A 24,733-nucleotide genomic window follows, 5' to 3' on the forward strand; every position below is an offset into this window, starting at 1 on the left:
ACCATAAGGAATATCTCCAAATGGTTTAATTTGGTTGAAAAATGTTAAATTAATAATATCTCCAATAATCATAAAAATACCTCCTTTCGTTAGAATAAAAACATATTACTATATTAATGATACATGTTAGTGTACAATTAATCAATAGTATTTAATAAAATATGAGGGGAAGTTATACAGTGAAATCATTAGGGGAAGTTATAAAAGAAAATCGTTTAGCAAAAAGGATTAATCAAAGTGATTTAGCAGCTGGGATTTGTACACAAGCGACGGTTAGTAATTTAGAGAATAATTGTTGTATTCCCAACTTAACAATATTGATAGCGATTTCTAACAGACTGGAAATTGATCAGAATTTATTGTTTGATTATGCATTAATGAATATCAACTACACAACTGCAGTCTTTAATCAGGTAAAGCAACTATGTGCAACTTATAAGCATATAGAAGCCAAAGAATTATTATTAAACGAAATTGATTTTAAAAAAATTGAATCAGCGTATGAAATTAAAAAATATTATTATTACTTAGGATTAACAGAATTAATAGGGAGTGAAAATTTTGTAGATGCACATTACTATTTTAATCTTGTTTTGTCAGATAAAACAGAAAAAAAATTAGATTTGATAGATGTTTTAGCTACAAATGGTGTTGGGATAGCTTATGTACTTACTTCCGAATATGATAAAGCACATACGTACTATGAAAAATCTCTTAAGCAACTAGAAGAATTAGTTGGAAATCTTAAAGAAATTGGGGATAGTAATGATGTGATGAGTATTTATTTTAATAGTGCTAAGTTTTACTCTCAAATTGAAAACTATGAGAAGGCTATTGAGCTGTGTAGCCAAGGGATTCTATTGCAACAAATGAATCATACAAGTTTTGAGTTAGATCGATTATTTTATGAGAAGGCTTTTAATTTAGTTAAACTAGGGAAAAAATCGGAAGCCGAAGAGTTTTATTTTCATGCAGCGACTTTTGCGATTTTAAATAAAAATACGATAGTTATAGAATCTATCAAAAAGAATGTTGAAGCTTTTAATTTGCAGACATATAACTATTTTTAATCGGGAGATTATTTATTTTGAAAAAATAGATGAATGTATCTGGATTAAAAGTAAAAAATCAGTAGTAAACTGCTTACTTAAATAAATACAAATAAAAAAACTGCTTTGGATGAATTCTTTCATTTAAAGCAGTTTTTTGTTTAGATTATGAACCTAGTTAACGTATCTCGTTTGTTGTTAACGCTTGTTTTTTTGTGACTGAAGGAAGACAGCCGATATATTTCTGATAACATTTAGAGAAGTAAGAAATGTTTTGAAAGCCAATTTTTTCAGCGCACTGGCTGATAGTATAATTGCCAGTTAAAATTAGTTGTCGAGCTTGATGGCAGCGGAGGATATTGATATATTCCAACACCGTTTTATTCGTAATCTCTTTAAAAATACGACAAAAATGAAATTTACTAATACCAATTGCTTGGCAAATTAAATCAATGGGTAGTGGCTGAGTATAATGTTGTTTGATATAGGAAATGCCATCTTTTACAATTTGGATTTTATGGGCATTATCCGTGGGAAGACTATTTGAAAAACGATAATTCCGGTAAAGGTGAATTAACACTTCCATCAGTAAGGTTTTCACTTGTTTTTTATAGAGTTCTTGTTGGTCAGCTAATTCAAGAATAATCGTATCAAATAACGTGTTAAGAACAGAATCTTTAAGGTGATGTTGAAAATTGAAGCTAGAAATATCGAAACCGCAAGAATCCGTTAATTTCGTATCTAAGATAAAACAATAATACGTACACGTATCTGAAAGAGCTTGAATATCGTGGAGCTGATTGGAATTAATAATAGCAACTTCGCTAGGTGCTAATTGGAAAGTAGTCGTATTTGTAGTGATTTGCGCAGTACCTTCAAGACAATACAAAAATTCTAAACTCTCATGCCAGTGGATATAAAAATCGTTGATATGCTGATGACAGGTGTCAAGGTGGAAGATTAGTGGGAGTTCATTGTCATGGAAATCTAACATCTCATAGAGAATGGTTTCGTTTGGTGACAATAGGTTTGTAGTCATAGTTTATTCCTTTCTGAATCCGCTTTATTCTTAGTTAAAAGAATACCTTATTTTGTCTGAAAAAAGAATAGATAAAATTAATGGATGCCATGTAGTATTTTGTTTAATCTAAAAAAGAATAAAAATTAGATTTGTAAAAAAGCAAGAATGAGTTGTTTTTTAGCAATAATTGAGCTTATATCTAACTTTGAAAAGCTTTACACTGATAGAGAAATAACTAGAATAAAGGAGGAAAAAACATGAAACAGTATCCAATAGGTGTGATGTTAGAATCTTTTAAAGTTGATTATGATACCGCTTTATCGTTAGCGGTGGACGTTGGAGCTCAAGGAATTCAGGTATATGCAACTGACGGTGAGCTAGCTCCTAAAAATTTAGTAGGGGGAAAACGTAAAGCATTTTTAGAAAGAGTAGAAAATCATGGATTAGAAATTAGTGCGTTATGTGGCGATTTAATGATGGGTTTTGGTGATGCTAAACGTAATCCAGTGTTAATTGAAGAATCAAAGCGGATTTTAGATTTAGCTAAGGAATTGGGAACGAATATTGTGACGACTCATATAGGGGTTATTCCTGCTGATCCAACGCACGATCGCTATAAAATTATGCAAGAAGCTTGTTATGAATTAGGAACTTATGCGAATCAAATGGGCGCACATTTTGCCATTGAAACAGGTCCAGAAACAGCAAAAACTTTAGCCGGATTTTTACATGATTTGCCAGAAAAAGGAGTAGCAGTGAATTTTGATCCAGCTAATTTTGTAATGGTAACAGGAGATGATCCGGTCATAGCTGTGGATACTTTAAAAGAATATATCGTGCATACTCATGCAAAAGACGGGCGGAAATTATTGGATCGTGACCCTGAGATTATTTATGGAATTCATGGAGCAGTTGAAAAAGAAATAAAATTAGCAAAGGCTTTTATTGAACTACCATTGGGTCAAGGAGACGTAGATTTCCCTAATTATTTAGCAGCTTTAGATAAGATTGGCTACGAAGGCTATTTAACCATTGAACGTGAAGTAGGAAATCAACCAAAAACGGACATTCAAGAAGCCGTTATTTTTTTACAAAATCAATTTAAAAATAAAGAATGAAATGAGGAGAGCAAATGGTACAGAAGATTCGCGTGGGGATTATCGGAACAGGCGGTATTGCTCATGAACATATCAAAGCATATCAACAAATGGAACAGGTAGAGTTGGTTGCTTTTTGTGATATAAATAGTGAACAGTTAGCCAAAATGGCAGCACTTTATGGGATTCAAGAAACATATGCAACGAAAGAAGAACTGTTGCTACAGGCGGATATTGATGCAGTTAGTGTGTGTACTTGGAATGCAGCGCATGCGGAATGTGCGATTGCTGCGTTAGATGCAGGAAAGCATGTTTTATGTGAAAAGCCAATGGCCACTACTTTAGCTGACGCTATAAAAATGCAGGAAGCTGCTGAACGGAATCACCGACTGTTGATGATTGGATTTGTTCGTCGCTTTGGAAATGATGCTGAACTAATCAAGGAATTCATTGAGGATGATTTTTTTGGAGAGCTATATTACGGCAAGGCCACTTATTTACGCCGCAATGGAAATCCTGGTGGCTGGTTTGGTGATAAATCTCGTTCTGGCGGAGGTCCTTTAATTGATTTAGGCGTCCACGTTATTGACTTAATGCATTATTTAATGGGACAACCAAAGGCGGTTTCTGTTTATGGAGCGACCTTTCAAAAATTGCTGAATCGCCCGACTATTAAAGATTCAGTTGAGTATCAATCGGTTTCTAAAGGAGAGCAAGATATTTGTGATGTTGAGGATTTAGCAACAGGCATGATTCGATTTGATAATGGAGCCGTTATTTCAATTGAAGCAAGTTTTAGTCTGAACTTAAAAGAGGATGAAGGTAAGATACAATTATTCGGAACAGAAGCTGGAGCAAAATTAGATCCGGAGTTAGAATTATATACGAATATCAATGGCTATATGGCAGACGTAGAGTTGAAGAAACCAGTTGCTTTGCAAATGGATGGATTGTTTTATAAGGAGATTGCGCATTACATTGACTGTATTGCCAATGAAAAAGACTGTTTGGCTCCAGCAGCAGACGGAGTGCAGATCATGGCAATTTTAGAAGCCATTTATCAATCGGCAGCAACAGGACATGAAGTCATTATTGAGGAGTTGGCTAGCAAATGAAAATCGCGGTAAGCACGTATAGTTTTAATCGCCTATTAATTGAAAAAAAGGTCAATCAGCTTGAATTAATTAGTTTAGCAAAAGAAATGGGATTTGATGGGATTGAAATTGTTGAAATCCAACCACATGATGGTAGTAATCAAGTAGATTATGCAAAACAATTAAAAGCGGAACTAGATCGTTTAGAGATGCCCATAACTAATTTCACTTTTGGAGCAGATTTTTTAACTGGAAGTGATGGCGATTTAGCACAAGAGATTCAACGAGTGAAAGAACAGATTGATATTGCTAATTTATTAGGCGCCAAAAGTGTGCGACATGATGCAACTGCGGGTGTAGTGGGACTTAGCTTTGAACAAGCATTGCCAATAATTGTTGAAGGTTGTTTAGCAGTAACTGAATATGCAGCAACCAAAGGGATTCGAACAATGATTGAAAATCATGGTTTCTTTTCGCAAGATAGCATTCGAGTAGAACAATTGTATAGTGCAGTCAATCATCCAAACTTTAGTTTATTAGTGGATATGGGTAATTTTCTCTGTGTAGATGAAGACCCGATTTTAGCGGTTGGTCGGCTAGCACCATTAGCTGGTTATGCTCATGTAAAAGATTTTCATGTGAAATCAGGGAGTCAAGCGAATCCAGGAGCGGGTTTCTTTAGAACTCGTGGAGGTAATTATTTACGTGGGGCAATCGTGGGACATGGAAATGTTCCTGTTGAGCAATGTTTAACTAGTTTAAAATCAGCTGGCTATCAAGGGGATATTGCGATTGAATTCGAAGGAATGGAAGATAACATTCCTGCATTGAAGATTTGTTTAGAAAATCTAAAAAATTATTTAAAGGCTTAAGCTAAATAAAAAATCTCACTTATGGCAATAAATTATTGTGACCTCCGAAAGTTAGACTTTTGGTCTAACTTTTGGAGTCACAACATTTAGTTCCGCATATGAAGCTTTTTTTTATAATAAAGGGCTGTGCAGTTGGGGATCCAACTGCAAGATAAGGTCAATAAGTGAAGCGACTCTACGAAGAGAGTGAGTCGAAGGCTCCACGAAACGAAAGAGTAGAGTATTGAGGTTAGTGAAAGCCCAGCATTTGTATGGATATACAAATGGTATCCGATAGTCGGCCCAATAGTGAGTGAAGGTTTTGACTTAGTAGTCAGAACTACAGATTTTGGAAAAGAATTCATCTTATTTATCTCAGCACCAATTTAGTAGTTAACTATTTATTGTAAACTTTTAATGACATATTATAAAAAAATAAATACGAACTATAAAAATTAATATGCAAAAAAAAGAAATTCAGTAGAAAAATTAAACTATACCCAAAATTCTACTAATTATTTATTAGAATTTTGTTTTTTTACGTTTACATCGATGAGGGCGTATGATTTAATTAAATTGATACCTGTTATTAAATATTAAATCATAAAGGAGTGAATCAATGCTGACTGTTGAAACCAATACCACACAAGCTGATAAGCATGCTGCGGCCATTCAAAAGAGTGTAAAAGATGCTAAATTCCCTAAAAAAGAATCACCTACCATTACGTATTCTGACGGCAGATCTGTTCTACAAGCACAAGAATGCATGGCGACCTTTTCAGCGCTACTTAGTACATTAAAAAGTTCAGTAAATACTGATTGTGATCACATTAAAGAAATTAATCAGACGTTTGTAGATAAGAATGAAACTCTTGAAAAGGGGTTGATCAAGATTGGCTAAAGAATGGAGTATCCTTTTAAAGAATAAACGATACGAACTTGAAAAAGCCGATGATGAAGCCTATAAACTACGGAACCAAAAAGAGCATCTGGCAGATTTCATTACACAATTTAAAGCCTTTCACTATAACGAGTGTGCTTTACTAGAAGAGGAAATGGAACTTTGTGCGCACTCTGACGTTCTTCCGTTTATAAACACTCAGTTAACGGAAGTCGAAGACCAGCATTCAAAGCAGTACAGGACTCTTTTAAGGTATCAAGAAGAGTTTGAAATGAAGATACAAGAACAATCAAAAGAGACTAGTAAAATTGAAAAAGAACTCACAGCCTTAGAAAAAGAGGCTCGCTTATGACAAAAATTGATATTCAAGAGCTAGATATGTTTCTTAAGCTACTTGTAGAAAGCAAACAAGCATTGGAACTAAAGTTTATTCAAGCAGAGAATGCCGCCACAAGCTTCTCAAAGGAAAAGAAATTAACTGGAGTAGCTTGGGGTTCAGCCAAAACACATTTTACTGATGGCTATGGCCCACTATTTGAAACTTTTGACACCACTGCGCAGCTGTTAACGGATCAATTCAGCACGTACCAGTTTAATTTCTTTCAGGAAGTGACAGGAGGGTATGTTAAACTGGATACAGCAGAGCTGGAAGATTTGGAAATACGGATGCAGCAATTAGCTTCCTATAAAGCAAAGTGGCTGCAAGATATGGCAGATCAGCTGGCTGGTATTCCAGGTATTGGCAAATTCTTTGATGACTTTAGTTTGAAATCTACAACCAAACAAGTTCTCTTGTTACGTAAGTTTCAAGAATTTGAATTTAAACACCAGAATGACTTTGATGAAATTGCCCAAACCCTCTATTATTTAGGTATAGGACTTGAAGCAGTAGGCAACAAGAAGAACTTTCAAGGAGACACGAAAGGCTTTTCTAGTCCGAATTATGCCAATGAAGAATGGTTTAAACACGTGACAAAATTCAACAAAGACAATGAAGACAAGGTAAAACAGATTAAAAAAGACGATGCGTACATTGCTGCAGCGAATGCCGAAATGACGGCACAAATAATCAATGCCCAGATTAATTTGAACCAAATGAATGATACAATGATGAATGAGATGAATCGCTCTTATTCTCCTGTATATAACTCTTTAAGTGCTAAAATGTGGTTTATTTCTGAAAGTGGATGGACTGTAGAGTATGGGGAACACTATGGAAAAATTGGTAATAAAAAAGTATTGTTGCCATATGTGATTTATATAGATCCAAATGGTTATAGATATACTACAGATGGGTATGGAAGAATTACGAGTGTTAATGGCGAGCTGTTGCCTGGTAAAGGTGTTCGTAATACTTACGCACAGAAAATAGTTGGTGGAGTTGACAGACTTCCTATGGATGATGGTGGACACTTGATTGGTTCTCAATTCAACGGATCTGGACAAATAGACAATTTAGTCGCACAACATAGTGGGATCAATAGATCAGGTGGAAACTGGTATAAGCTCGAGCAAGAATGGGCAGCAGCTTTAAAAAGTGGGAGTGCAGTTAAGGTAAAAATTATTTCAAATTACTCTGGTGATAATCTCAGACCAACAGATTTTTTTGTTACTTATTTTATAGATGACATGAAGTTTACTGTAGAGATGCCAAATTCAAAATAAGAAAGCAGATGAAAATATGGAAAATGAACTTGATCAATTATATGCTGCATTAGCAGAAAAAATAATTTCTATGGTGCCTGTAAATTGGAATAAAATATACTATTTGGGAGAAGTTGCTAAAGAACGAGAAAGTTGGTCTTCAGTATTTTATTTTGAAGAATCGGATACTCTTAAAATGATAAAGTCAAACCATATTACTGATGAATATGGTGTATCAGAAACTACTTATTATGAGCTATTAAGAGAATTGAGCTCAACTATGCTGGATATTTATGCTTGCTTTGAGAAGAATGAACAACCATTGTGGGAACAATTACACTTGAATTTAACTCGTGATGGAGCAATAAACATCGAATTTAAGTATGATGTACAATCAGAAGAAAGTGGTAGTCATCTACGTAGAGAAATTGTTTGGGCCTATGAAGTAGTTGGCATCGTACCTAAAGAAGGCACGTATTTAAAAAAAGTCCTAGATGATTATCTAGAAAAGAAATAGTCTTAAAATTAAGGAATGTTGAAGTCCGGAGAACATAATGGGCTCGTTCCAATTTCCCGTTTATAACCTGTTGAAGCATCAGTATTACTCAATGATGCCTTTCATACCATAATAAATAGGAGCGTCAAAAGGAAGCCCAACAGAAGCCCTATAAAGTTGAATCACTGCCACTGTATTTCCAATAGTTAATTTAAAAGGTTATTAGATGTTCCAGAAACTTATAAAATGAACAATATTGGCCAAAAAATACTAACTCCAATAACAAGAGAACTCACACCATTATTTAACTATTTTGAAATCAAAAAAATTAAGAAAAAGGACGTGACAGAGGTGTTGTTGTTTTTCTTAATTGGACTGAAGACTAAAAAATATAATTAACCTTTACTTTTATAATATATTAAAAAAGGAGGATTTATGAAAAATAAAAAAATTTTATTTTATTCAGGTTTATTTAGTATCGTTTTGTTAATTGGAACAAGTTATTTCCTAGATAATTTTGATAAAACTGAAACAGCAATTGCAAATGAAGTCCCTGCTCCTGTATCAAAAGAATTTATTGATACTAAAAAACAAATGGATCAACAATTACAGGCTCAAAAAAAGCAAGCAGAAATGACTAATACTGTGGTTTTACCTTCAGTAATTCCTGCTCCTACCGTTGCTGAGAATCTAGAAGCTACTACAAAAGATGAAATAACAACTAAAATGTTGAATTCTGTCGACTATTTTAAAAGTGCCAAAGGTAATTTAACCTACTATAGTGAAAGTCACGAAGAGTTACGCTATTCACTTGATTTTGCTATGACAAATGATGACTATACTTTGTCCTATGAAAAATCAATTGCTAATAGCAATGTTGGTGTAGGTGTTTTTGACGGAACTAAATTAGTTCGCTATGACTTTGTGAACGGTAACTTAAATAAAAAAGATAGCTATTTAACAAATGACACAAATATTGATTCTTCAACTTATAAAGGAACGACCATTTCCGATCGTATTACTTATGGAAGTGACGGGATTCCGATGGCTAATTATCGATTTGATTCAACCTATTTAGGTAGTGCTAAACAAGCGTTGTTACCAGAAAATTTGACTATTGGCCTATTAGAGAATTTTTCAAATTGGGACATTATTAGTACCGAAAACTTTTTAGGACTTTCAGTACTAAAGATTACCGGCATTTTACCTCCTCATTATGCTGAAAAATATTCTGCTGAAAACTTCACAATGAAAGTGGATTCTAAAACAGGAGTATTAGTACAATTTCAAGCTTTAAAAAATGAAAAAATTATGGAAAATATGGAAGTCCATGAGTTGTTATATAATTCTGAGCTAGATAGTCATGTATTCACAGACACCGAGGAGGATATTCTGAATGAGCTTAAAAATTAAAAAGAAGCTATTTGTTTTATTTTTCATTAGTTTTCTGCTTATATCTTCAACCATAGAAACTTCCCATGCTTTTGCTGGTGAGCTGCAAGTGGACAACCCGGAACCTCTGGTGTGATAGATGGTTCTTGGGCATATAGAAGTGGTGGGATTTTCGGAGATCATCGCTTTTTGACTTCCACTTACGGTATATACGGTTATCAAACGAATGGATTTAGTGGTAATGCTAATTACTATGTTTATTTAAATAATTCAACTTTCACCGGAACTGCAGTTTATTCATATGGACTTGTAGAAGTACCTTTACAAACAAGATTATTAGACCAAAACACTGCGTTTGGAGGTTATAATTTAATTGGAAGTTTATAGCAGTCAAGGGCGCAATGGTATTGTTTCAGTCGCTAGAGATGCATCTCGTATAGGTTCTATCGGTACCGACTCAATTAAATTAGTATGGTAGTTATTTAAAGTAGAATATCTATATGCTTTTTCACAAGGAAAATCCTGTGAAACCCTCGTTCTCGACTAGACCAATTAAAATTCACAAACTTTCGCGTTGTGCCTCTTACGGGACGTGGTACTTGATAAAATAGGGATTATGTAAACTTTATAAATATCTCCTATTTTTTTGTTATTTAATAAAAATATAATCTAAATTTAGAATGAAATTTTGAGCCATAAGCATTAATTCGTATAAAAAAGAACAACGAGCTTCTTTATAAAAAATTTCCGTGTTAAAATACTTATATATTAAGTACTTGGCTCCATCCTCAATAACAAAAAAGAGGAGAGATAATCCATGTTAAAATATATAATTGCTAGCGGGATTGCCCTAAGCTTTTTCTATTTACTATCCGAACTATTTCTCAATGTCTTATCAAATATGCTACAGACTAAGAAAGAACTAGGAATTTCACTAACAACTCAAATAGTAAATAAAATAAAAAAAACAGACAAGGATTAACTACTCCTTGTCTATTTTTTTATTGAATACGACCAGATATAACTCTCCATGGACTCGTTCCAATTTCCCATTTATAACCTTTTGAAGCATCAGCATTACTCAATGATGATTTCATACCATAATAAATAGGAGCGTCAAAAGGGAGGCCAACAGAAGCCTCATAAAGTTGAATCGCCGACATTGCGGCACTGCCACCGTATTTCCAAGCTTTTACAATTCCAAAATCTACTCTATAAAAAGTCTAACTTTTTTGGGTCACAACATAGTCGATTGCATAAAGGAGATTTTTTATTTATTTTTTTTGAACCGATTCTCGTTTGATTAAGCTAACAGGAACAGTCTTTGAAAAATTCTTGCCGGTATTAGTCTGCTGGTTGATTTGAGTAACAAGTGATTCCGCTGCTAAATAACCAATTTGGTAGAAATTTTGTTCGATAGTTGTTAGTTGTGGGGAAACAAGGTCAGTCATTTGAATATTATCAAATCCAATTAGAGAAAGTTCTTCAGGAATAGCTAGCTTTATTTTTTTTGCTTCAGCCAGTAAACTCAAAGCAATGACATCATTTTCAGCGATAATACATGTAATACCAGCACGTTTCACCTCTAATAGGTACTCTTGAATATCTTCGCTATTATGTGAATGTAAAAATTGGTTTTTGTTTAGACTGCTAGAATAATCTTGAACTTGATGGTCATGCAAGGCTTTTAAATAACCTAGATAACGATCACGAACGGAACTATTTTCCAATAAATCGACAGTTGAAAGATAAGCAATCTTTTTATGTCCCATCTCCATTACATAATTTGTTCCTAAGACGCCACCTGTAAAATTATCGGATGTAACACTTGGGATTTTCGTTCCTTCCAATTTTTTATCTAACATTACAAGAGGAAAGCCATCTAGATGCAAATGATACAGCAAATCAATGGAATTTCCCGGTGATTCGGGATAAATAATCAACCCATCCCATTTATCTTTTGTTAGATTGGTTAATAACTCACGCTGACGTTGACGATTGCCCTCTGTTGAGTGAATCGTTAATTGATAAGGAGTTGTTTCTAGATAATCACTGGCTCCTTGAACATAATATTCTAAACCAGCAGCTTGAGAAAAAGGCAACATAAAGGCAATCTCATAGGTTTGCTTAGTTGAATGATTTTGATAAGTGACAAAACTTCCTTTACCAGGTGTTCGTTCAATTAAACCGTCATTTTCTAATTCAGTTAAGGCACGTTTGGCAGTAATTCGACTAACTTGATAGCTAGCAGTTAATTCTTTTTCAGTCGGAACTTGGGCGCCATATGGATAACGTTGGTTAATAATATCATTTTTTAAATGATCGTAAATGATTTGATAAAGAGGTTCTTTTTTCATGAGTTTGCTCCTTTAAAGAGTTTTCTATACAAATGGTATATTTTATTGTTTAACTATATCATTTATTTTTAAAAATGAAAAGAAGTATAACTTAAATAAGTAAAATAAATTCAGTCTAACTAAGAATCCATGTTCTCTTTAATACAAAGCGAGTATGAATTAACCTGAATAAAGAATTCATTTTCTTGAAAAGAAAAGCTAGACTTTTTAAATGATATATCATATAATGGTTTTGTTGATAAAAATGATATATAAAATGCAACTATAAGGAGCGAATAAAATGGTTTATACAGAAATTCCAACATCAGTTAAGAATTTAATGAATACGATTACAGAAAAGTGTGAAAGCCATCCTAGATGGGCAGAAAATTTCAATGCCTGTTTTGCAAATACATTATTAACAACGGTGAAACGTCATGAAGATGGGACAACTTTTGTGTTGACTGGCGATATTCCAGCGATGTGGTTACGCGATTCGACGGCGCAAGTTCGTCCTTATTTAACCGTTGCTAAAGAAGATCAAGATATTGCCGATATGATTGCTGGTTTAGTTGAAAAACAATTAGGTTATATCAATTTAGATCCATACGCTAATGCATTTAATGAAGCAGCAGATGGTGCAGGACATCAAGACGACCACACAAAAATGAACCCATGGATTTGGGAGCGTAAATATGAGATCGATTCATTGTGCTACCCACTACAATTAAGCTATTTATTATGGAAAGCAACAGGAAGAACTGATCAATTCAATCAAACCTTCCACGAAGCAGTGAAAAATGTCTTAGAAGTTTGGGAAACAGAGCAAAATCATACAAACTCTCCCTATAATTTTGTTCGAGACACGACTCGCGAAGAAGACACGTTAGTAAATGACGGTCTTGGTTCGCCGATTGCAGAAACTGGAATGACTTGGTCAGGATTTAGACCTAGTGATGATCGCTGTATTTATCATTATTTAGTTCCAGCGAATATGTTTGCTGTTGTTGTGTTGGACTATTTAACAGAAATTTATACGGATATTTTAAAAGATACAGCTCCAGTAGAACGAATTGAAACAGTGCGTCAAGCCATTCAAACAGGGATCAATCAACATGGTGTTGTAAAAAATCAAGCAAATGAAGCGATTTATGCCTATGAAGTTGATGGGTTAGGCAATTACAGTATTATGGATGATTCCAATGTACCCAATCTAATGGCGGCGCCTTATCTAGGCTATTGTTCAGAAACGGACCCAACTTATCTAGCTACTCGCAAAACGTTATTAAGTAAAGAAAATCCTTTCTATTATGAAGGGGAATTTGCTAAAGGAATTGGGAGTTCTCACACTCCAGAAAATTATGTGTGGCCGATTGCGATGGCAATGGAAGGGCTAACAACTAGTGATAAAGCTGTGAAGGAGCGTATTTTAAATACACTAGTTGCAACGGATGCAGGAACGAATTTGATGCATGAAGGCTTTGATGTAAATAATCCGGAAAACTATACAAGAGAATGGTTCTCTTGGGCGAATATGATGTTCTGTGAATTAGTAATGGATTACTTTGACATTCGGATTGAAAAATAAAAAGAATTTAAAGGAGCAAAAAAACATGAAAAAAGTTTATATTTTAGCTCATAGTCACTGGGATCGTGAATGGTACATGGCTTATGAACAGCATCATATGCGTTTAGTCGAGTTGATGGATGATTTATTGGAATTATTTGAAACAGATCCTGATTTTAATAGCTTTCATTTAGATGGTCAAACGATTATATTAGATGATTATTTACAAGTTCGTCCAGAAAAACGTGATTTAGTCCAAAAATATATTACCGAAGGCAAATTAAAAATTGGACCTTTCTATATTTTACAAGATTCATTTTTAACAAGTAGTGAATCAAATACCCGTAATATGTTAGTTGGGATGGAAGAAAGTAAAAAATGGGGCGCTCCGGTCAAATTAGGCTATTTCCCAGATACATTTGGAAATATGGGGCAAACACCGCAAATGATGCGTCAAGCTGGTTTAGATGTAGCGGCTTTTGGACGTGGTGTCAAACCAACAGGCTTCAACAATGTTGTAATCAATGATGAAAAATATGCATCACAATATTCTGAAATGTGGTGGGAAGGTCCGGACGGTTCAGAAATTTTAGGTTTGTTATTCGCTAACTGGTACAGCAACGGCAATGAAATTCCAGTTGATAAGGATGAAGCGAAAGCTTTTTGGGAAGTGAAATTAAAAGATGCTGAAGCGTATGCATCGACAGGACATTTATTAATGATGAACGGTTGCGATCATCAACCAGTTCAAAAAGATTTGTCAGCAGCAATCCGCACAGCGAATGAATTGTATCCAGATATTGAATTTGTTCATACTGATTTTGATACGTATATTACGGCTTTGAAGGATGCTTTACCAGAAGATTTAAGCACGATTACTGGGGAGATTACTTCTCAAGAAACAGAAGGCTGGTACACATTAGCGAATACTGCTTCTGCTCGTATTTATCTAAAACAGTGGAATACAAAGGTATCTCGTCAGCTGGAAAATATTGCAGAACCGTTGGCAACGATGGCTTTTGATGTTACTGGAGAGTACCCACACGATACGTTAAGTTACGCTTGGAAAACCTTGATGCAAAATCACCCACATGACAGTATTTGTGGTTGTAGTATTGATGAAGTCCATCGTGAAATGATGACTCGTTTTGAGAAAGCGAATGAAGTTGGGAAATACGTAGCTGATGAAGCCGCTGCTAAATTAGTTGCTGAAATTCAAACAGATCGTCTAGCTGAAAATGATAAGAAAATTATTCCTTTTGTTGTCTTTAATACAAGTGGCTCTAAGAAGACAGGGATTATGGAAACACGGATTGAACTGAATCGTCTACCATTTGGCAAAGACAGAAAACAACCACACGAACTTTACAACCAAGTTAAAAATGAAAAATTACCAAACTTTATCGTTAAAAATAGCCAAGGCACAATAGTGACAGCAGAGATTAGTGATGCAGGAGCTGAGTTTGGTTATGACTTACCAAAAGATAAATTTAGACAACCCTTTATGGCACGTTATGTAACGGTTAAGATTCCAATGGAACAAATGGCACCACTTTCTTGGGAAACATTTGCCTTAGTAGAAAGTACGGAGACACCAGTAGGACAAGCACGTACAATCGTTTCAGAGAATGGCAAGCAAATGGAAAATGCATTTATTCAATTAACGGTAGCCGACAATGGTTTAGTAACAATCGTTGATAAAGTAACAGAAGAAAGTTACACAGATTTATTGAACTTTGAAAATGTTGGGGATTTAGGCAATGAATATATCTTTAAACAACCGAATCATGACCAAGCAATCTTATCAGGAAACACAAAAGCCAAAATTACAGTGTTACATGATTCAGCAAGTTATGGTGAGATTGAAATTTGCCATCAATTGGAAATTCCAGTTGCCATGGAAGAACTGTTACTTGAAGAACAAAAAGCTGTAATTGAATTCAGAAATCGTCAATCCCAACGGTCTAAGCAGATGGCGACTTTTGAAATCCGTACGAAAGTTTTGTTAGAAAAAGGAAGTCAGCAAGTAAAATTTGCAACAAGCTTTAATAATCAAATGAAGGATCATCGTCTACGTGTACTTTTCCCAACAAATATTGCAACGAATGTGCATTATGCAGATAGCATTTATGAAGTTGCTGAACGTTCTAATACAGTTGATGCAGCTTGGAAGAATCCTACAAATCCACAACATCAACATGCATTTGTTAATGTGCATGATGGAACTCATGGTGTAACCGTAGCGAACTTTGGTTTAAATGAATATGAGATTTTAGCAGATCAAACAACCATTGCAGTTACATTATTACGAGCAGTTGGTGAGCTTGGTGACTGGGGCTATTTCCCAACTCCAGAAGCACAGTGTCTTGGGGAATCAGAAGTTCATTATGGAATTTCTTTCCATGGTACAGCAGACGTTACTAGAACGTATCATGAAGCGATGGTGGCACAAGTTCCTTTTAGTAGCTATCAAACGGAGATTCATACAGGTGAGCTGCCTGTTCAGCATCAGTATGCAGTAGTAGCAGGCGAAGATGTTGCCTTAACAGCATTTAAACGCAAAGAAAATGAAACCAATATTATTACTCGTTTATATAATTTGACCAATGAGCTTGCTGAATTTACGCTAGAAATTCCAGAAAAAACGCCAGAACTATGTAATTTATTAGAAGAGCCAATGGCGGGATCTATTGTGAATACAGCAACACCACATGAGATTATTAGTTATAAATGGAAGTAAGTAAGTAGGATCTAAGTATGTTTTCCTTGGTAAAGTCTAACAAGGTGAGCATACTTATTTTCATTTAGGTACTTTTTGATTTGGAATGCCTGTGATTTTACAACATTCAGTAAATCTCTGATGTGTTATTTTTCCAGCTAATTCATTAAAATTTTTTAGATAATCACGGAAAAATTATAATTAAAATATAACTATATATATTATAAAGGGAATATAGAATGGTTTCAATAAAAACAATGGATTTTTATTGAAAAATAGTGTGTAATTTGTTGAGTGGATAAGCATGATTCAGGTGCCTTTATTTTTATACAACCTTAGTGACTTCTTTTAATTGTTTTTAATAAAAGATAGCGCATTCACGGTAAAAAGTTTATACTATTGAAGAGACGTATAAAGGAGGATTTTTGCATGGCAATACTAGCATTTGATATGGGTGGAACAGCAGTAAAATATGGGGTTTGGTTAGATAACCAATTAACTGCACAAGGGAATTTTCCAACTCCAACGACATGGGAAGAATTAAAAACAACTTTTTTTAAAGTGAAAAATCAATTAGCTGAAAATTACACGATTACAGGAGTAGCGGTAAGTGCGCCTGGTTCAGTGGCTACAGAAGAAGGAGTAATTTATGGAATTAGTGCAATTCCTTATATTCACTTTTTCCCAATCCAAAAAGAAATGGAAGACCTTTTAGGAGTACCCGTTACGCTGGAGAACGATGCCAACTGTGCGGCTTTAGCAGAAGTTTGGCAAGGTGCTGCTAAAGGCAAACAGAATGTTCTTTTTGTAGTTATCGGAACCGGAATTGGTGGAGCTGTGATCGTGGATGGAAAGCTGCGTAAAGGAGAGCATCTTTACGGTGGTGAATTTGGGATAATGATTCTAGATAATGGGAGAAGTTTCAGTGATTTAGGAACCGCAGCAAATATGGCTCGCCGTTATTCTGAAGATAAAGGAACGCTTTTCACTGGAAAAGAAGTTTTTGAGTTAGCTGAAAAAGGAGAAGTCGATGCTTTAGCAGCCGTTCATGAACTATATCATTATCTAAGCCTAGGTTTATATAACTTACAGTTTACCCTTGATCCAGAAATGATAGTTATTGGTGGCGGAATTTCAGAAAAATCAGAGTTATTTACTGAAATCAATCAACGAATAGAAGCACGCTTTGTAGAAAAAGAAATCAACGATTTTCTACCAACAATTGTTCCATGTAAATACAAAAATGATGCGAATTTAATTGGTGCTGTTGCTGTCTTTAAACAGATTCATCCAGCGCTTGCGTAGTAGTACACGATATCTAAAAGACTCCTTTCTATGACCGTTATAGAAAGGAGTCTTTTTTATTTTCATTTTTAGGAAAAAATAAAAAGTGAAAATGAAATAGGACAATAGCTATCGTAGAATGAATTTGATATAATAAAAATAATAATAGAAGGAGTGTTATAAAATGGATGACTTAAATAAAAAAAGTGAATTTGAAAGTTTTTTAAAAACGCATGTAACAGATATGCAAGAGAAAAAAACTGCTACATATCAATGTTATGTTTCTAATTATCCAGAGTTACAAGAGTATTTCCCACACGTGCATAAGATTAGTATTATTGAAGAAATTCAATTATGTAAAGAAATTGAGAATGTTTATTTAACCTTTTTTAGTATTGCTGTACCAGAAGGTGACGTTTATGGAGAATATAAATTACGATCTATTGAAGTGAATGAGAAGTTATTTACTCTGAAAAAGATTAAAGGTCTGATTGAGAAAAGTCAGGAAGACAATGTAGCCAATATTTATTTAATGGAGGATATTTTAAAAAATAAACTCTTGGAATTAAACGAAGAAGCGATTTTATTTTAAACAAGAAGAAACTGAGAGCTACGTCTAAAAATAATAGAAACCACAAGAACTCGAATTTACAACGAATGAGTTCTTATGGTTTATGTTTTTATTTAAAGGATGTTCATTTATTATTTTTGAATCGAGAAGGGTAGCTCCTCAGCTGCATAATCTTGATGAACAGGAGCTAAACCCAACTGAACAGACATTTCAGCACCTGCAAGTAAATCTTTATGAGTGATAAATAATTTTTTGTAAGGGTGTTGATTTAATTTGAAATCAGCGACAAAGTTAGATTGTGGATTGTTATTTTCAGTTGTAACTTTGACGGTTTTGCCATTCGCTAAATCAATCTCAACTGTATCAAATAGTGGAATGCCACGGACGTATTCACCACTACCAGGAGTTACAGGATAGAAGCCCATTGAGCTAAAGACGTACCAACCTGCCATACTTCCATTATCTTCATCCCCAGGATAGCCATCAAATCCACTATTGAATAGACGAGTCATCATTTGTTTTAACACAACTTGAGAAGAAGCCGGTTCCCCAACATAGTTGAATAGATAAGGAATGTGGAAGCTTGGCTGATTAGAAATTGCCACTTGCCCAAAATCAACCCCAGCCATTTCGCTCATTTCATGAATCTCAAAGCCATAACCTAAAACATCAAAGTGAGGCGGCGTGTTACATAAATCTGTAATTTTTTTGAAAAAGGCTTCTGCAGAACCGTATTCATTAATTAAACCTTGGAAATCTTGGTAGACAGCAAAACTATTTTGCCATGCACTTCCTTCAGTATAGTCTAAGCCCCAGTCAAATTGATTGAATGGCGAACGGAATTTGCCAGCAGCATCTTTGCCACGCATAAAGCCAGATTCAGAGTCAAAGATAGTGCGATAATTTAAGGCGCTTTGACGATAATTCGCAGCAATATCGGTTTTTCCTAATAAGTTTGCTACTTGGCTAATACAAAAATCGCTATAAGCGTAATCTTGTGTATGGTTGACACTCTCATGATGCTTCGTCGTAACATAACCATATTTCAGATAATCTAAGGTTCCTTGGCGTCCATAGTGGGGATTGTCGCTTTGTTGCGTTGCGGCTTTTAGCATCGCTGTTAGGAATTGTTCCATTTTTTCTTGTGTTAGGATTCCTTTGACAGCAGCATCAGCAATGACAGCATCGATCAAAGTTCCTGGCATTAATCCACGTTCGTCGGGAGATAACCATTTTGGCAAATATCCTGCTTCTTTATAAGAATTTAAATAGCCTTCTAGCATTTCTTGATATTCAACAGGAGCAATCAAGGAATAAAGAGGATAGACCGTTTTATAGGTATCCCAAAAACCATTATTGGTGTATAAAACGCCGTTTGCTACAGCTTTAGCAGTTGTATTATAATGAATTGGCTGGTTTCTAGCATCTAATTCATAGAATTTTTGTGGAAATAAAAACATTCGATAAAGACAAGTATAGAAGGTTTTGACATATTCAGGATTTGTATGAGTGACACGGATTTTACCTAAATAATGATTCCAACGTTCAGCCGCGGCATCCTTCATTTCAGCAAAGTTTAATTGATTCTCACGTTTAAAATTCAATTCTGCTTGCTCAATACTAATATAAGAAGTTGAAAAATTAGCATGAACTTGACTTTGTTCAGCATCCAAGAAACGTAAAATAAAATGTTGACCAAGTCCGTTAGCATCGGTAGCTTGAACAAATTCGTCCTTCTCAAAATATCCAGTATTCGCTAAGTCAATCTTGTAATCAAATGTCATTGTAAAATATAGTCCAAAGTTCTCATCGGAGCAACCAGAAAAATTATTAATAAATCCTGTTACGGTTGACCCTTCAAGATGATACCAACTAGTCCCAGCAGTCGCGTTTAAGATAAAGCCAGCCTGTTCATTTGTTTGATAGTTAATCTGTAACTGACCACCGCGTTCTGCTGCAGTTAATTCAGTTGTAATGTTGTAACGTTGCTGCTTCACTTTTAAATAATGGGGTTGGAAGATAGCTTCTTCAGGGCGATAAGAGCTTTGATAGCTAAAAATATCACCTTTGATACGTGATCCTGCAACCGGTGTCATTAGGAAGTTAGCAAAATCTCCCATCCAAGGGCTTGGTTGATGACTAACTCGAATTCCTTGGAAAATGCGGTGATGAGGATTAAAAAACCAACTATTTTCGTTTGAGGTTTGAACAACATAGTGATTCATACCAAATGGAACGGTTGTATATGGAAGAGCATTTCCGTGAGAATAAGAATGGCTATTATTTGTTCCTTGTCGTGTGTCTACATAATGTAACATGAAAGTTCCTCATTTCATTAAATTTTTTCTTTTTTTAAATGATATATCAATAATTGGATTATAACATAAAAAAGAAAAGAGTATAGTGTTTTTTTTGATATTTATCTATTTTTAAAGTGTTTCATGATATATCATTTGTTTTTCGGTTATTCATTAAAGGTAATTTGAAAATGATTCATATGGACTTGAAAAAAACACTGAAAAATGGCAAGAAAAGGGCTTCTATTTTATCGAATCAAAGGCGTTGTTATTATTTTTAAATTTGGTATAATCAAGCTTAGTATTAACCATACAATATAACAGAAAAGTGTGAGCTATGAAAGAAGCGGAAAAACGATTTTAATAAAATAAGAATAAAGAAATGTACAACAAAAATGACGACAAAAAGTTGGGGGAATGAAAATGGAAGCAAATGGAGCAAGACATAGCAATATCAACAAGGTGACGCTTGGTGGTATTTTGGTAGCATTGGGAGTTGTATACGGGGATATTGGAACCTCTCCTTTGTATGTAATGAAGGCTATCGTAAAAGGGAACGGCGGTTTAGCTGGTGTTTCAGAAGACTTTATTTTGGGATCTGTTTCCTTAGTTTTTTGGACAATTACAATTTTAACTACGATTAAGTATGTCATGATTACGCTAAGAGCAGATAATCATGGTGAAGGTGGAATTTTTTCTTTATACACATTGGTTAGAAAGCAATCGAAATGGCTGATTGTTCCGGCGATGATTGGTGGGGCAACCTTATTAGCCGATGGAATGTTAACACCTGCAGTAACGGTGACTTCAGCAGTTGAAGGATTGAAGGAAATACCTGTTTTTCGAGATTTTTTTGGTGAAAATCAACATATTATTGTTATTATTGTTATTACGATTATTAGTGCATTATTTTTAATTCAACGATTTGGGACTGAAACAGTTGGGCGAATATTTGGCCCAGTAATGATGATTTGGTTTGCTACATTAGGAATATTTGGTCTAGTAAATATTGTACGAGATGTGAGTCTAATCCGAGCATTATCACCACACTATGCTATTTCTGTGTTATTTAGTAATGAGAACAAAATGGGTTTCTTTATTTTAGGTGGTGTCTTCCTAGCGACAACAGGAGCCGAGGCACTTTATTCTGATCTAGGTCATGCTGGTCGAAAAAATATCTATGCGACTTGGGGCTTTGTAAAATTCAGTTTGATTTTGAACTATTTTGGGCAAGCTGCTTGGATTTTAGATGCCAAAAATGACCCTGCGATGCTAGCTTTAACGGATATGAATCCTTTCTTCCAAATGATGCCAAAGCCATTCTTAATTTATGGTGTTGTCATTGCGACATTGGCAGCGATTATTGCGTCACAATCGTTGATTTCAGGATCATATACGCTTGTATCAGAAGCCATCAAATTAAATTTATTGCCACGATTACACAGCTTGTATCCATCCAGTTCAAAAGGGCAAGTCTATGTTCCCGCAGTAAATACGATTCTATGGGCCGTCTGTATTGGAGTTGTTTTGCATTTCCAAAGCTCAGATCGAATGGAAGCGGCATACGGTTTAGCAATTACGGTAACAATGTTAATGACGACTATTTTACTATTTAATTATTTAATCGAACGGAAAACACCGATGTGGATTGCTGTTACAATGTTAATCTTCTTTGGAGCTTTCGAGATGTCCTTCTTTATCTCAAGTGCGGTTAAATTCATGCATGGTGGGTATATTACAGTGCTAATTGCAGCAGTTATTCTCTTTGTGATGTATGTTTGTAATAAGAGTCATTCAATTAAATTGCGCTTGCTGGAATATGTACCGTTAGCTGATTACCGTGATCAATTAGGTCAATTATGCGAAGATGCGGATCGTCAAAAATATGCTACAAACCTAGTTTATTTAACTAATAGTCGTGATAAAGGTGAAGTTGAATCGAAGATTATGTATTCAATCTTGGATAAGCGTCCAAAACGAGCAGATGTTTATTGGTTTGTTAACGTTGTAGTAACCGACGAACCTTATACAGCAGAATATACTGTTGATAATATTGGTGGAACCGATTATATGATTAAAGTTCAGCTAAAATTAGGCTTCCGCGTTAGTCAAAAATTGAATGTCTTCTTGCGTCAGATTGTGACGGAATTAGTTGAAAATGGTGAAGTAGATATTCAATCACGAAACTATTCAACAATGCCTGATCGTAAAGTTGGCGATTTCCGCTTTATTATTATCCAAGAACAATTGTCGATGGAAATGGAATTAAGTGGGTATGAAACCTTTATTATGCAAGCAAAATTATTCTTAAAACGTCATACCGTTTCACCTGCTAAATGGTTTGGGTTAAATGTCAGTGACGTAGAAATTGAGAATGTTCCTTTATTCTTAGGGAAGAAAAAGACCTTGATTTTGAAACGTGTAGAGAAATAAAAATAAATAAATTAAGTAGCTTGAGATGAAATTCTCAAGCTACTTTTTTGTGTTGCTGGAAAAAGTAAGGTGAGCTAAGGGAGTCAACTGTTCAAATTAGTGAAATTGAGTTTAATTATTGCTACCAAATCCTTTCGACGGAACTATTTCGAGTGTAGCACAAATGCCTTTTTTGGTTGTCTAGCTTAATTTTATTATGGGCGAAAGAAAAAAATATGTGAAAATATTTTTAGAAATGTTGTTTTCACATATTTTTAATTTGACTAGCTTTAAACAAAACAATTAATTTGATAGAGATAAATTTAGTCTATTCTCCAGTCTGATTATAAACTGTAACTCGATTAGCAAAACGAATCTGTAAGATTGTTCCCCAGATTAAAGTTGTTAAAAGCACTAAAATAAATAGGTTTCCTAGTAGAACTGATAAAATAATACTTAATAAGATGGACAAAATCCCAATAATTAATAGCTTTAAAATTGAGCTAGTCAAAACCCATGAATTATCTTTTAGTCTTGTCTGTGTAAGAAAAATCGTTAATCCAACTAGAAAAAGTCCCGTAACTTGTAACATCATAAATCAATCCTTTCTATAATTAAGCTTCAGTAGCAGAAGACATTGCTTCAGCTTCAGTCTTTAATTGATTTTTCTCAAATAATTTGAAAAATGGATAGTAAATAGCTAGTGAAACTAAGAAACAGACAAAGACCATTAAACATGCGACAATATTCCAATTTGAGGTAACTAAGGCGCCAAATGGAGCGGGTAGTGTAAAGGGTGGTTTCACCATCATTCGTGGCATCCAACCTAGAACAGTCACAATATAGATTAAGATTGTATTTGCAATTGGGACTAAAATAAACGGTGCAGCCAGTAAGGGATTCATCACAATAGGAGCCCCAAAAATCAACGGTTCATTGATATTAAAAATACCAGGCAAAATCGACAGTTTCCCTAATTGTTTTAAGTAGCTAGATTTAGAAAACAAGAACAAGAAACATAAAGCTAGAGTTGCTCCCGTTCCACCCATTTGCGCGTACCATTGATAGAATTGTTCTGTAAAAATATTCGGCAATTGGAAGGCACTCACGCCACTTTGAAATAAATCAGCATTCTCAATAATGGCTTGATCCCAAAATGGGCGTATAATTGGTCCTAGAACGGCATGACCGTGAATTCCCAATGCCCAGAATAAACAAATTATAAATTGAGTTAAGATGCCGCCTAATAAATTATTCCCAGTTAAAAAGTTTTTTAATGGCATGATCAGGATTGTCAGTAAGCCATTTAGGTCAAAGTTAAAGAAATGACGAGGAATCCAAAAAACTAAGATAATAAATAATGTTGGAAGTAAAGCTGCAAAGGAACTAGAGACAACCGGTGGAACGCCATCAGGCATTTTAATCTCTAATTTGCGCTCTTTAGTAAAACGATAAATCTCGACAGCAACTAAGGAAGCTACAATTGCACCAAATAAACCTTGAGAACTTAGCGGTGCGATTGGAATATAGCGACCAGCATTCACAGCGTTGCCTGCAACATCCGTCCCTTCTTTTAAATTAATCGGTACGACCATTAGAATAGTTGCGAGCATGGCTAAGAACCCACTAGTAATGCCGTCTAACTTATATGATTTTCCTAAGAACGAGCCGATTGTAAAGGCTGAATATAAAGCCATAATGCCTACTGTATAACGAAAAGGAATATCTAAGGCAGCGCTATATGGAGCAATAAATTCTGCATAGCCATTGATAGGTATATTTAGTAAAATAACAAAAAATGATCCGATAATTGTCAAAGGTAAAATTGAAATAAGTCCATTACGAATAGCTTGTAAATGTCGCTGTTGTCCGATTGCATTTGCAAAAGGTAAGATTTTTTGTGCAAATTTTTCTAATAATTTCTCCATGTGAATCCCCTTTTCTTGTTTTATTTTAATCAGTAAATGAAGAGAATACTCTCTCCATTCACCTCTACTAATGA

22 protein-coding genes and 1 pseudogene are annotated in these 24,733 nt (G+C 34.7%); 17 read left to right on the forward strand and 6 right to left on the reverse strand.

Annotated elements, in window-relative coordinates:
• The first annotated feature begins 179 nt into the window (after window positions 1–179).
• Window positions 180–1,070: a helix-turn-helix transcriptional regulator gene (locus tag BR43_RS13680; RefSeq protein ID WP_051933972.1), complete on the forward strand. Its 891-nt coding sequence runs from the start codon at window positions 180–182 to the stop codon at window positions 1,068–1,070.
• 157 nt (window positions 1,071–1,227) lie between these two features.
• On the opposite strand, the gene BR43_RS13685 is transcribed toward BR43_RS13680, so the two are convergent.
• Window positions 1,228–2,088 carry a helix-turn-helix transcriptional regulator gene (locus tag BR43_RS13685; RefSeq protein ID WP_084679940.1) on the reverse strand — a complete coding sequence of 287 codons (861 nt, stop codon included), beginning with the start codon at window positions 2,086–2,088 and terminating at the stop codon, window positions 1,228–1,230.
• A gap of 239 nt (window positions 2,089–2,327) precedes the next feature.
• Here BR43_RS13685 and BR43_RS13690 point away from each other — a divergent pair, with 239 nt between their 5' ends.
• The 11 genes and pseudogenes from BR43_RS13690 to BR43_RS20215 all read left to right on the forward strand — a co-directional run bounded on the left by BR43_RS13690 (window position 2,328) and on the right by BR43_RS20215 (window position 9,932).
• Entirely contained in the window at window positions 2,328–3,188 is an 861-nt protein-coding gene (locus BR43_RS13690; RefSeq protein ID WP_034562878.1) for a sugar phosphate isomerase/epimerase family protein, read from the forward strand.
• A 14-nt stretch (window positions 3,189–3,202) separates the two neighbouring features.
• Window positions 3,203–4,282, forward strand: coding sequence for a Gfo/Idh/MocA family protein (locus tag BR43_RS13695; protein WP_034562879.1), 1,080 nt, complete (start codon window positions 3,203–3,205; stop codon window positions 4,280–4,282).
• Complete coding sequence (locus tag BR43_RS13700) at window positions 4,279–5,133, forward strand: sugar phosphate isomerase/epimerase family protein (RefSeq protein ID WP_034562880.1); 855 nt, start codon at window positions 4,279–4,281, stop codon at window positions 5,131–5,133. The genes BR43_RS13695 and BR43_RS13700 overlap by 4 nt, the downstream gene beginning before the upstream one ends.
• 598 nt (window positions 5,134–5,731) lie before the next feature.
• Window positions 5,732–6,013, forward strand: coding sequence for a DUF3130 family protein (locus tag BR43_RS13705; RefSeq protein WP_034562882.1), 282 nt, complete (start codon window positions 5,732–5,734; stop codon window positions 6,011–6,013).
• On the forward strand, window positions 6,006–6,365 hold the full coding sequence (locus BR43_RS13710) for a hypothetical protein (protein WP_034562884.1): 360 nt from the start codon (window positions 6,006–6,008) through the stop codon (window positions 6,363–6,365). The genes BR43_RS13705 and BR43_RS13710 overlap by 8 nt, the downstream gene beginning before the upstream one ends.
• On the forward strand, window positions 6,362–7,678 hold the full coding sequence (locus BR43_RS19265) for a DNA/RNA non-specific endonuclease (RefSeq protein WP_051933974.1): 1,317 nt from the start codon (window positions 6,362–6,364) through the stop codon (window positions 7,676–7,678). The genes BR43_RS13710 and BR43_RS19265 overlap by 4 nt, the downstream gene beginning before the upstream one ends.
• A 16-nt stretch (window positions 7,679–7,694) precedes the next feature.
• Window positions 7,695–8,174 (forward strand): immunity protein YezG family protein, encoded by a 480-nt coding sequence (locus tag BR43_RS13720; RefSeq protein ID WP_034562886.1) that lies wholly within the window; start codon window positions 7,695–7,697, stop codon window positions 8,172–8,174.
• Between the two features lie 201 nt (window positions 8,175–8,375).
• Window positions 8,376–8,552: pseudogene (locus BR43_RS20750) on the forward strand (hypothetical protein); the annotation flags it as partial.
• Between the two features lie 36 nt (window positions 8,553–8,588).
• Entirely contained in the window at window positions 8,589–9,566 is a 978-nt protein-coding gene (locus tag BR43_RS13725; RefSeq protein ID WP_034562888.1) for a hypothetical protein, read from the forward strand.
• The gene (locus BR43_RS20630; protein WP_281173971.1) at window positions 9,550–9,681 is read left to right on the forward strand and encodes a hypothetical protein; all 132 of its coding nucleotides are present in this window, start codon (window positions 9,550–9,552) and stop codon (window positions 9,679–9,681) included. Before BR43_RS13725 ends, BR43_RS20630 begins: the two co-directional genes overlap by 17 nt.
• Before the next feature lie 53 nt (window positions 9,682–9,734).
• Window positions 9,735–9,932: a hypothetical protein gene (locus BR43_RS20215; protein WP_169741064.1), complete on the forward strand. Its 198-nt coding sequence runs from the start codon at window positions 9,735–9,737 to the stop codon at window positions 9,930–9,932.
• 614 nt (window positions 9,933–10,546) lie between these two features.
• Here BR43_RS20215 and BR43_RS19960 read toward each other — a convergent pair.
• Window positions 10,547–10,708 (reverse strand): hypothetical protein, encoded by a 162-nt coding sequence (locus tag BR43_RS19960; RefSeq protein ID WP_157464043.1) that lies wholly within the window; start codon window positions 10,706–10,708, stop codon window positions 10,547–10,549.
• A gap of 111 nt (window positions 10,709–10,819) precedes the next feature.
• A complete protein-coding gene (locus tag BR43_RS13735) occupies window positions 10,820–11,902 on the reverse strand; it encodes a GntR family transcriptional regulator (RefSeq protein WP_034562892.1) in 1,083 nt (360 codons plus the stop codon).
• A 280-nt stretch (window positions 11,903–12,182) separates the two neighbouring features.
• Here BR43_RS13735 and BR43_RS13740 point away from each other — a divergent pair, with 280 nt between their 5' ends.
• The 4 genes from BR43_RS13740 (at window position 12,183) to BR43_RS13755 (ending at window position 18,043) form a co-directional block, all read left to right on the forward strand.
• Complete coding sequence (locus BR43_RS13740; protein WP_034562895.1) at window positions 12,183–13,469, forward strand: glycoside hydrolase family 125 protein; 1,287 nt, start codon at window positions 12,183–12,185, stop codon at window positions 13,467–13,469.
• A gap of 25 nt (window positions 13,470–13,494) precedes the next feature.
• Window positions 13,495–16,188, forward strand: coding sequence for an alpha-mannosidase (locus BR43_RS13745; RefSeq protein ID WP_034562897.1), 2,694 nt, complete (start codon window positions 13,495–13,497; stop codon window positions 16,186–16,188).
• Window positions 16,189–16,596: 408 nt separating this feature from the next.
• On the forward strand, window positions 16,597–17,472 hold the full coding sequence (locus BR43_RS13750; RefSeq protein WP_034562900.1) for an ROK family protein: 876 nt from the start codon (window positions 16,597–16,599) through the stop codon (window positions 17,470–17,472).
• 163 nt (window positions 17,473–17,635) lie between these two features.
• Window positions 17,636–18,043 carry a hypothetical protein gene (locus tag BR43_RS13755; protein ID WP_034562902.1) on the forward strand — a complete coding sequence of 136 codons (408 nt, stop codon included), beginning with the start codon at window positions 17,636–17,638 and terminating at the stop codon, window positions 18,041–18,043.
• 110 nt (window positions 18,044–18,153) lie between these two features.
• On the opposite strand, the gene BR43_RS13760 is transcribed toward BR43_RS13755, so the two are convergent.
• Window positions 18,154–20,340 (reverse strand): GH92 family glycosyl hydrolase, encoded by a 2,187-nt coding sequence (locus BR43_RS13760; RefSeq protein WP_034562904.1) that lies wholly within the window; start codon window positions 20,338–20,340, stop codon window positions 18,154–18,156.
• Between the two features lie 402 nt (window positions 20,341–20,742).
• On the opposite strand from BR43_RS13760, the gene BR43_RS13765 reads away from it, so the two are divergent.
• Complete coding sequence (locus tag BR43_RS13765) at window positions 20,743–22,752, forward strand: KUP/HAK/KT family potassium transporter (protein WP_034562906.1); 2,010 nt, start codon at window positions 20,743–20,745, stop codon at window positions 22,750–22,752.
• Between the two features lie 307 nt (window positions 22,753–23,059).
• Here the strand turns inward: BR43_RS13765 and BR43_RS13770 are convergent, their stop codons facing one another.
• Entirely contained in the window at window positions 23,060–23,326 is a 267-nt protein-coding gene (locus tag BR43_RS13770; RefSeq protein ID WP_245617868.1) for a hypothetical protein, read from the reverse strand.
• Between the two features lie 19 nt (window positions 23,327–23,345).
• Window positions 23,346–24,659 carry a PTS sugar transporter subunit IIC gene (locus BR43_RS13775; RefSeq protein ID WP_034562911.1) on the reverse strand — a complete coding sequence of 438 codons (1,314 nt, stop codon included), beginning with the start codon at window positions 24,657–24,659 and terminating at the stop codon, window positions 23,346–23,348.
• Window positions 24,660–24,733 lie beyond the last annotated feature (74 nt).

The organism is Carnobacterium gallinarum DSM 4847 (assembly GCF_000744375.1).
Taxonomy (GTDB): Bacteria; Bacillota; Bacilli; order Lactobacillales; family Carnobacteriaceae; genus Carnobacterium; species Carnobacterium gallinarum.

What these genes read in the sequence shown, in the direction of transcription:
- BR43_RS13685 (WP_084679940.1), bottom strand. Translation starts at nt 2,088, where the DNA reads ATGACTACAAACCTATTGTCACCAAACGAAACCATTCTCTATGAGATG.
- BR43_RS13745 (WP_034562897.1), top strand. Translation starts at nt 13,495, where the DNA reads ATGAAAAAAGTTTATATTTTAGCTCATAGTCACTGGGATCGTGAATGG.
- BR43_RS13690 (WP_034562878.1), top strand. Translation starts at nt 2,328, where the DNA reads ATGAAACAGTATCCAATAGGTGTGATGTTAGAATCTTTTAAAGTTGAT.
- BR43_RS13705 (WP_034562882.1), top strand. Translation starts at nt 5,732, where the DNA reads ATGCTGACTGTTGAAACCAATACCACACAAGCTGATAAGCATGCTGCG.
- BR43_RS13750 (WP_034562900.1), top strand. Translation starts at nt 16,597, where the DNA reads ATGGCAATACTAGCATTTGATATGGGTGGAACAGCAGTAAAATATGGG.
- BR43_RS19960 (WP_157464043.1), bottom strand. Translation starts at nt 10,708, where the DNA reads ATGTCGGCGATTCAACTTTATGAGGCTTCTGTTGGCCTCCCTTTTGAC.
- BR43_RS13755 (WP_034562902.1), top strand. Translation starts at nt 17,636, where the DNA reads ATGGATGACTTAAATAAAAAAAGTGAATTTGAAAGTTTTTTAAAAACG.
- BR43_RS19265 (WP_051933974.1), top strand. Translation starts at nt 6,362, where the DNA reads ATGACAAAAATTGATATTCAAGAGCTAGATATGTTTCTTAAGCTACTT.
- BR43_RS13735 (WP_034562892.1), bottom strand. Translation starts at nt 11,902, where the DNA reads ATGAAAAAAGAACCTCTTTATCAAATCATTTACGATCATTTAAAAAAT.
- BR43_RS13720 (WP_034562886.1), top strand. Translation starts at nt 7,695, where the DNA reads ATGGAAAATGAACTTGATCAATTATATGCTGCATTAGCAGAAAAAATA.
- BR43_RS13765 (WP_034562906.1), top strand. Translation starts at nt 20,743, where the DNA reads ATGGAAGCAAATGGAGCAAGACATAGCAATATCAACAAGGTGACGCTT.
- BR43_RS13775 (WP_034562911.1), bottom strand. Translation starts at nt 24,659, where the DNA reads ATGGAGAAATTATTAGAAAAATTTGCACAAAAAATCTTACCTTTTGCA.
- BR43_RS13740 (WP_034562895.1), top strand. Translation starts at nt 12,183, where the DNA reads ATGGTTTATACAGAAATTCCAACATCAGTTAAGAATTTAATGAATACG.
- BR43_RS20630 (WP_281173971.1), top strand. Translation starts at nt 9,550, where the DNA reads ATGAGCTTAAAAATTAAAAAGAAGCTATTTGTTTTATTTTTCATTAGT.
- BR43_RS13725 (WP_034562888.1), top strand. Translation starts at nt 8,589, where the DNA reads ATGAAAAATAAAAAAATTTTATTTTATTCAGGTTTATTTAGTATCGTT.
- BR43_RS13700 (WP_034562880.1), top strand. Translation starts at nt 4,279, where the DNA reads ATGAAAATCGCGGTAAGCACGTATAGTTTTAATCGCCTATTAATTGAA.
- BR43_RS13695 (WP_034562879.1), top strand. Translation starts at nt 3,203, where the DNA reads ATGGTACAGAAGATTCGCGTGGGGATTATCGGAACAGGCGGTATTGCT.
- BR43_RS13760 (WP_034562904.1), bottom strand. Translation starts at nt 20,340, where the DNA reads ATGTTACATTATGTAGACACACGACAAGGAACAAATAATAGCCATTCT.
- BR43_RS13770 (WP_245617868.1), bottom strand. Translation starts at nt 23,326, where the DNA reads ATGATGTTACAAGTTACGGGACTTTTTCTAGTTGGATTAACGATTTTT.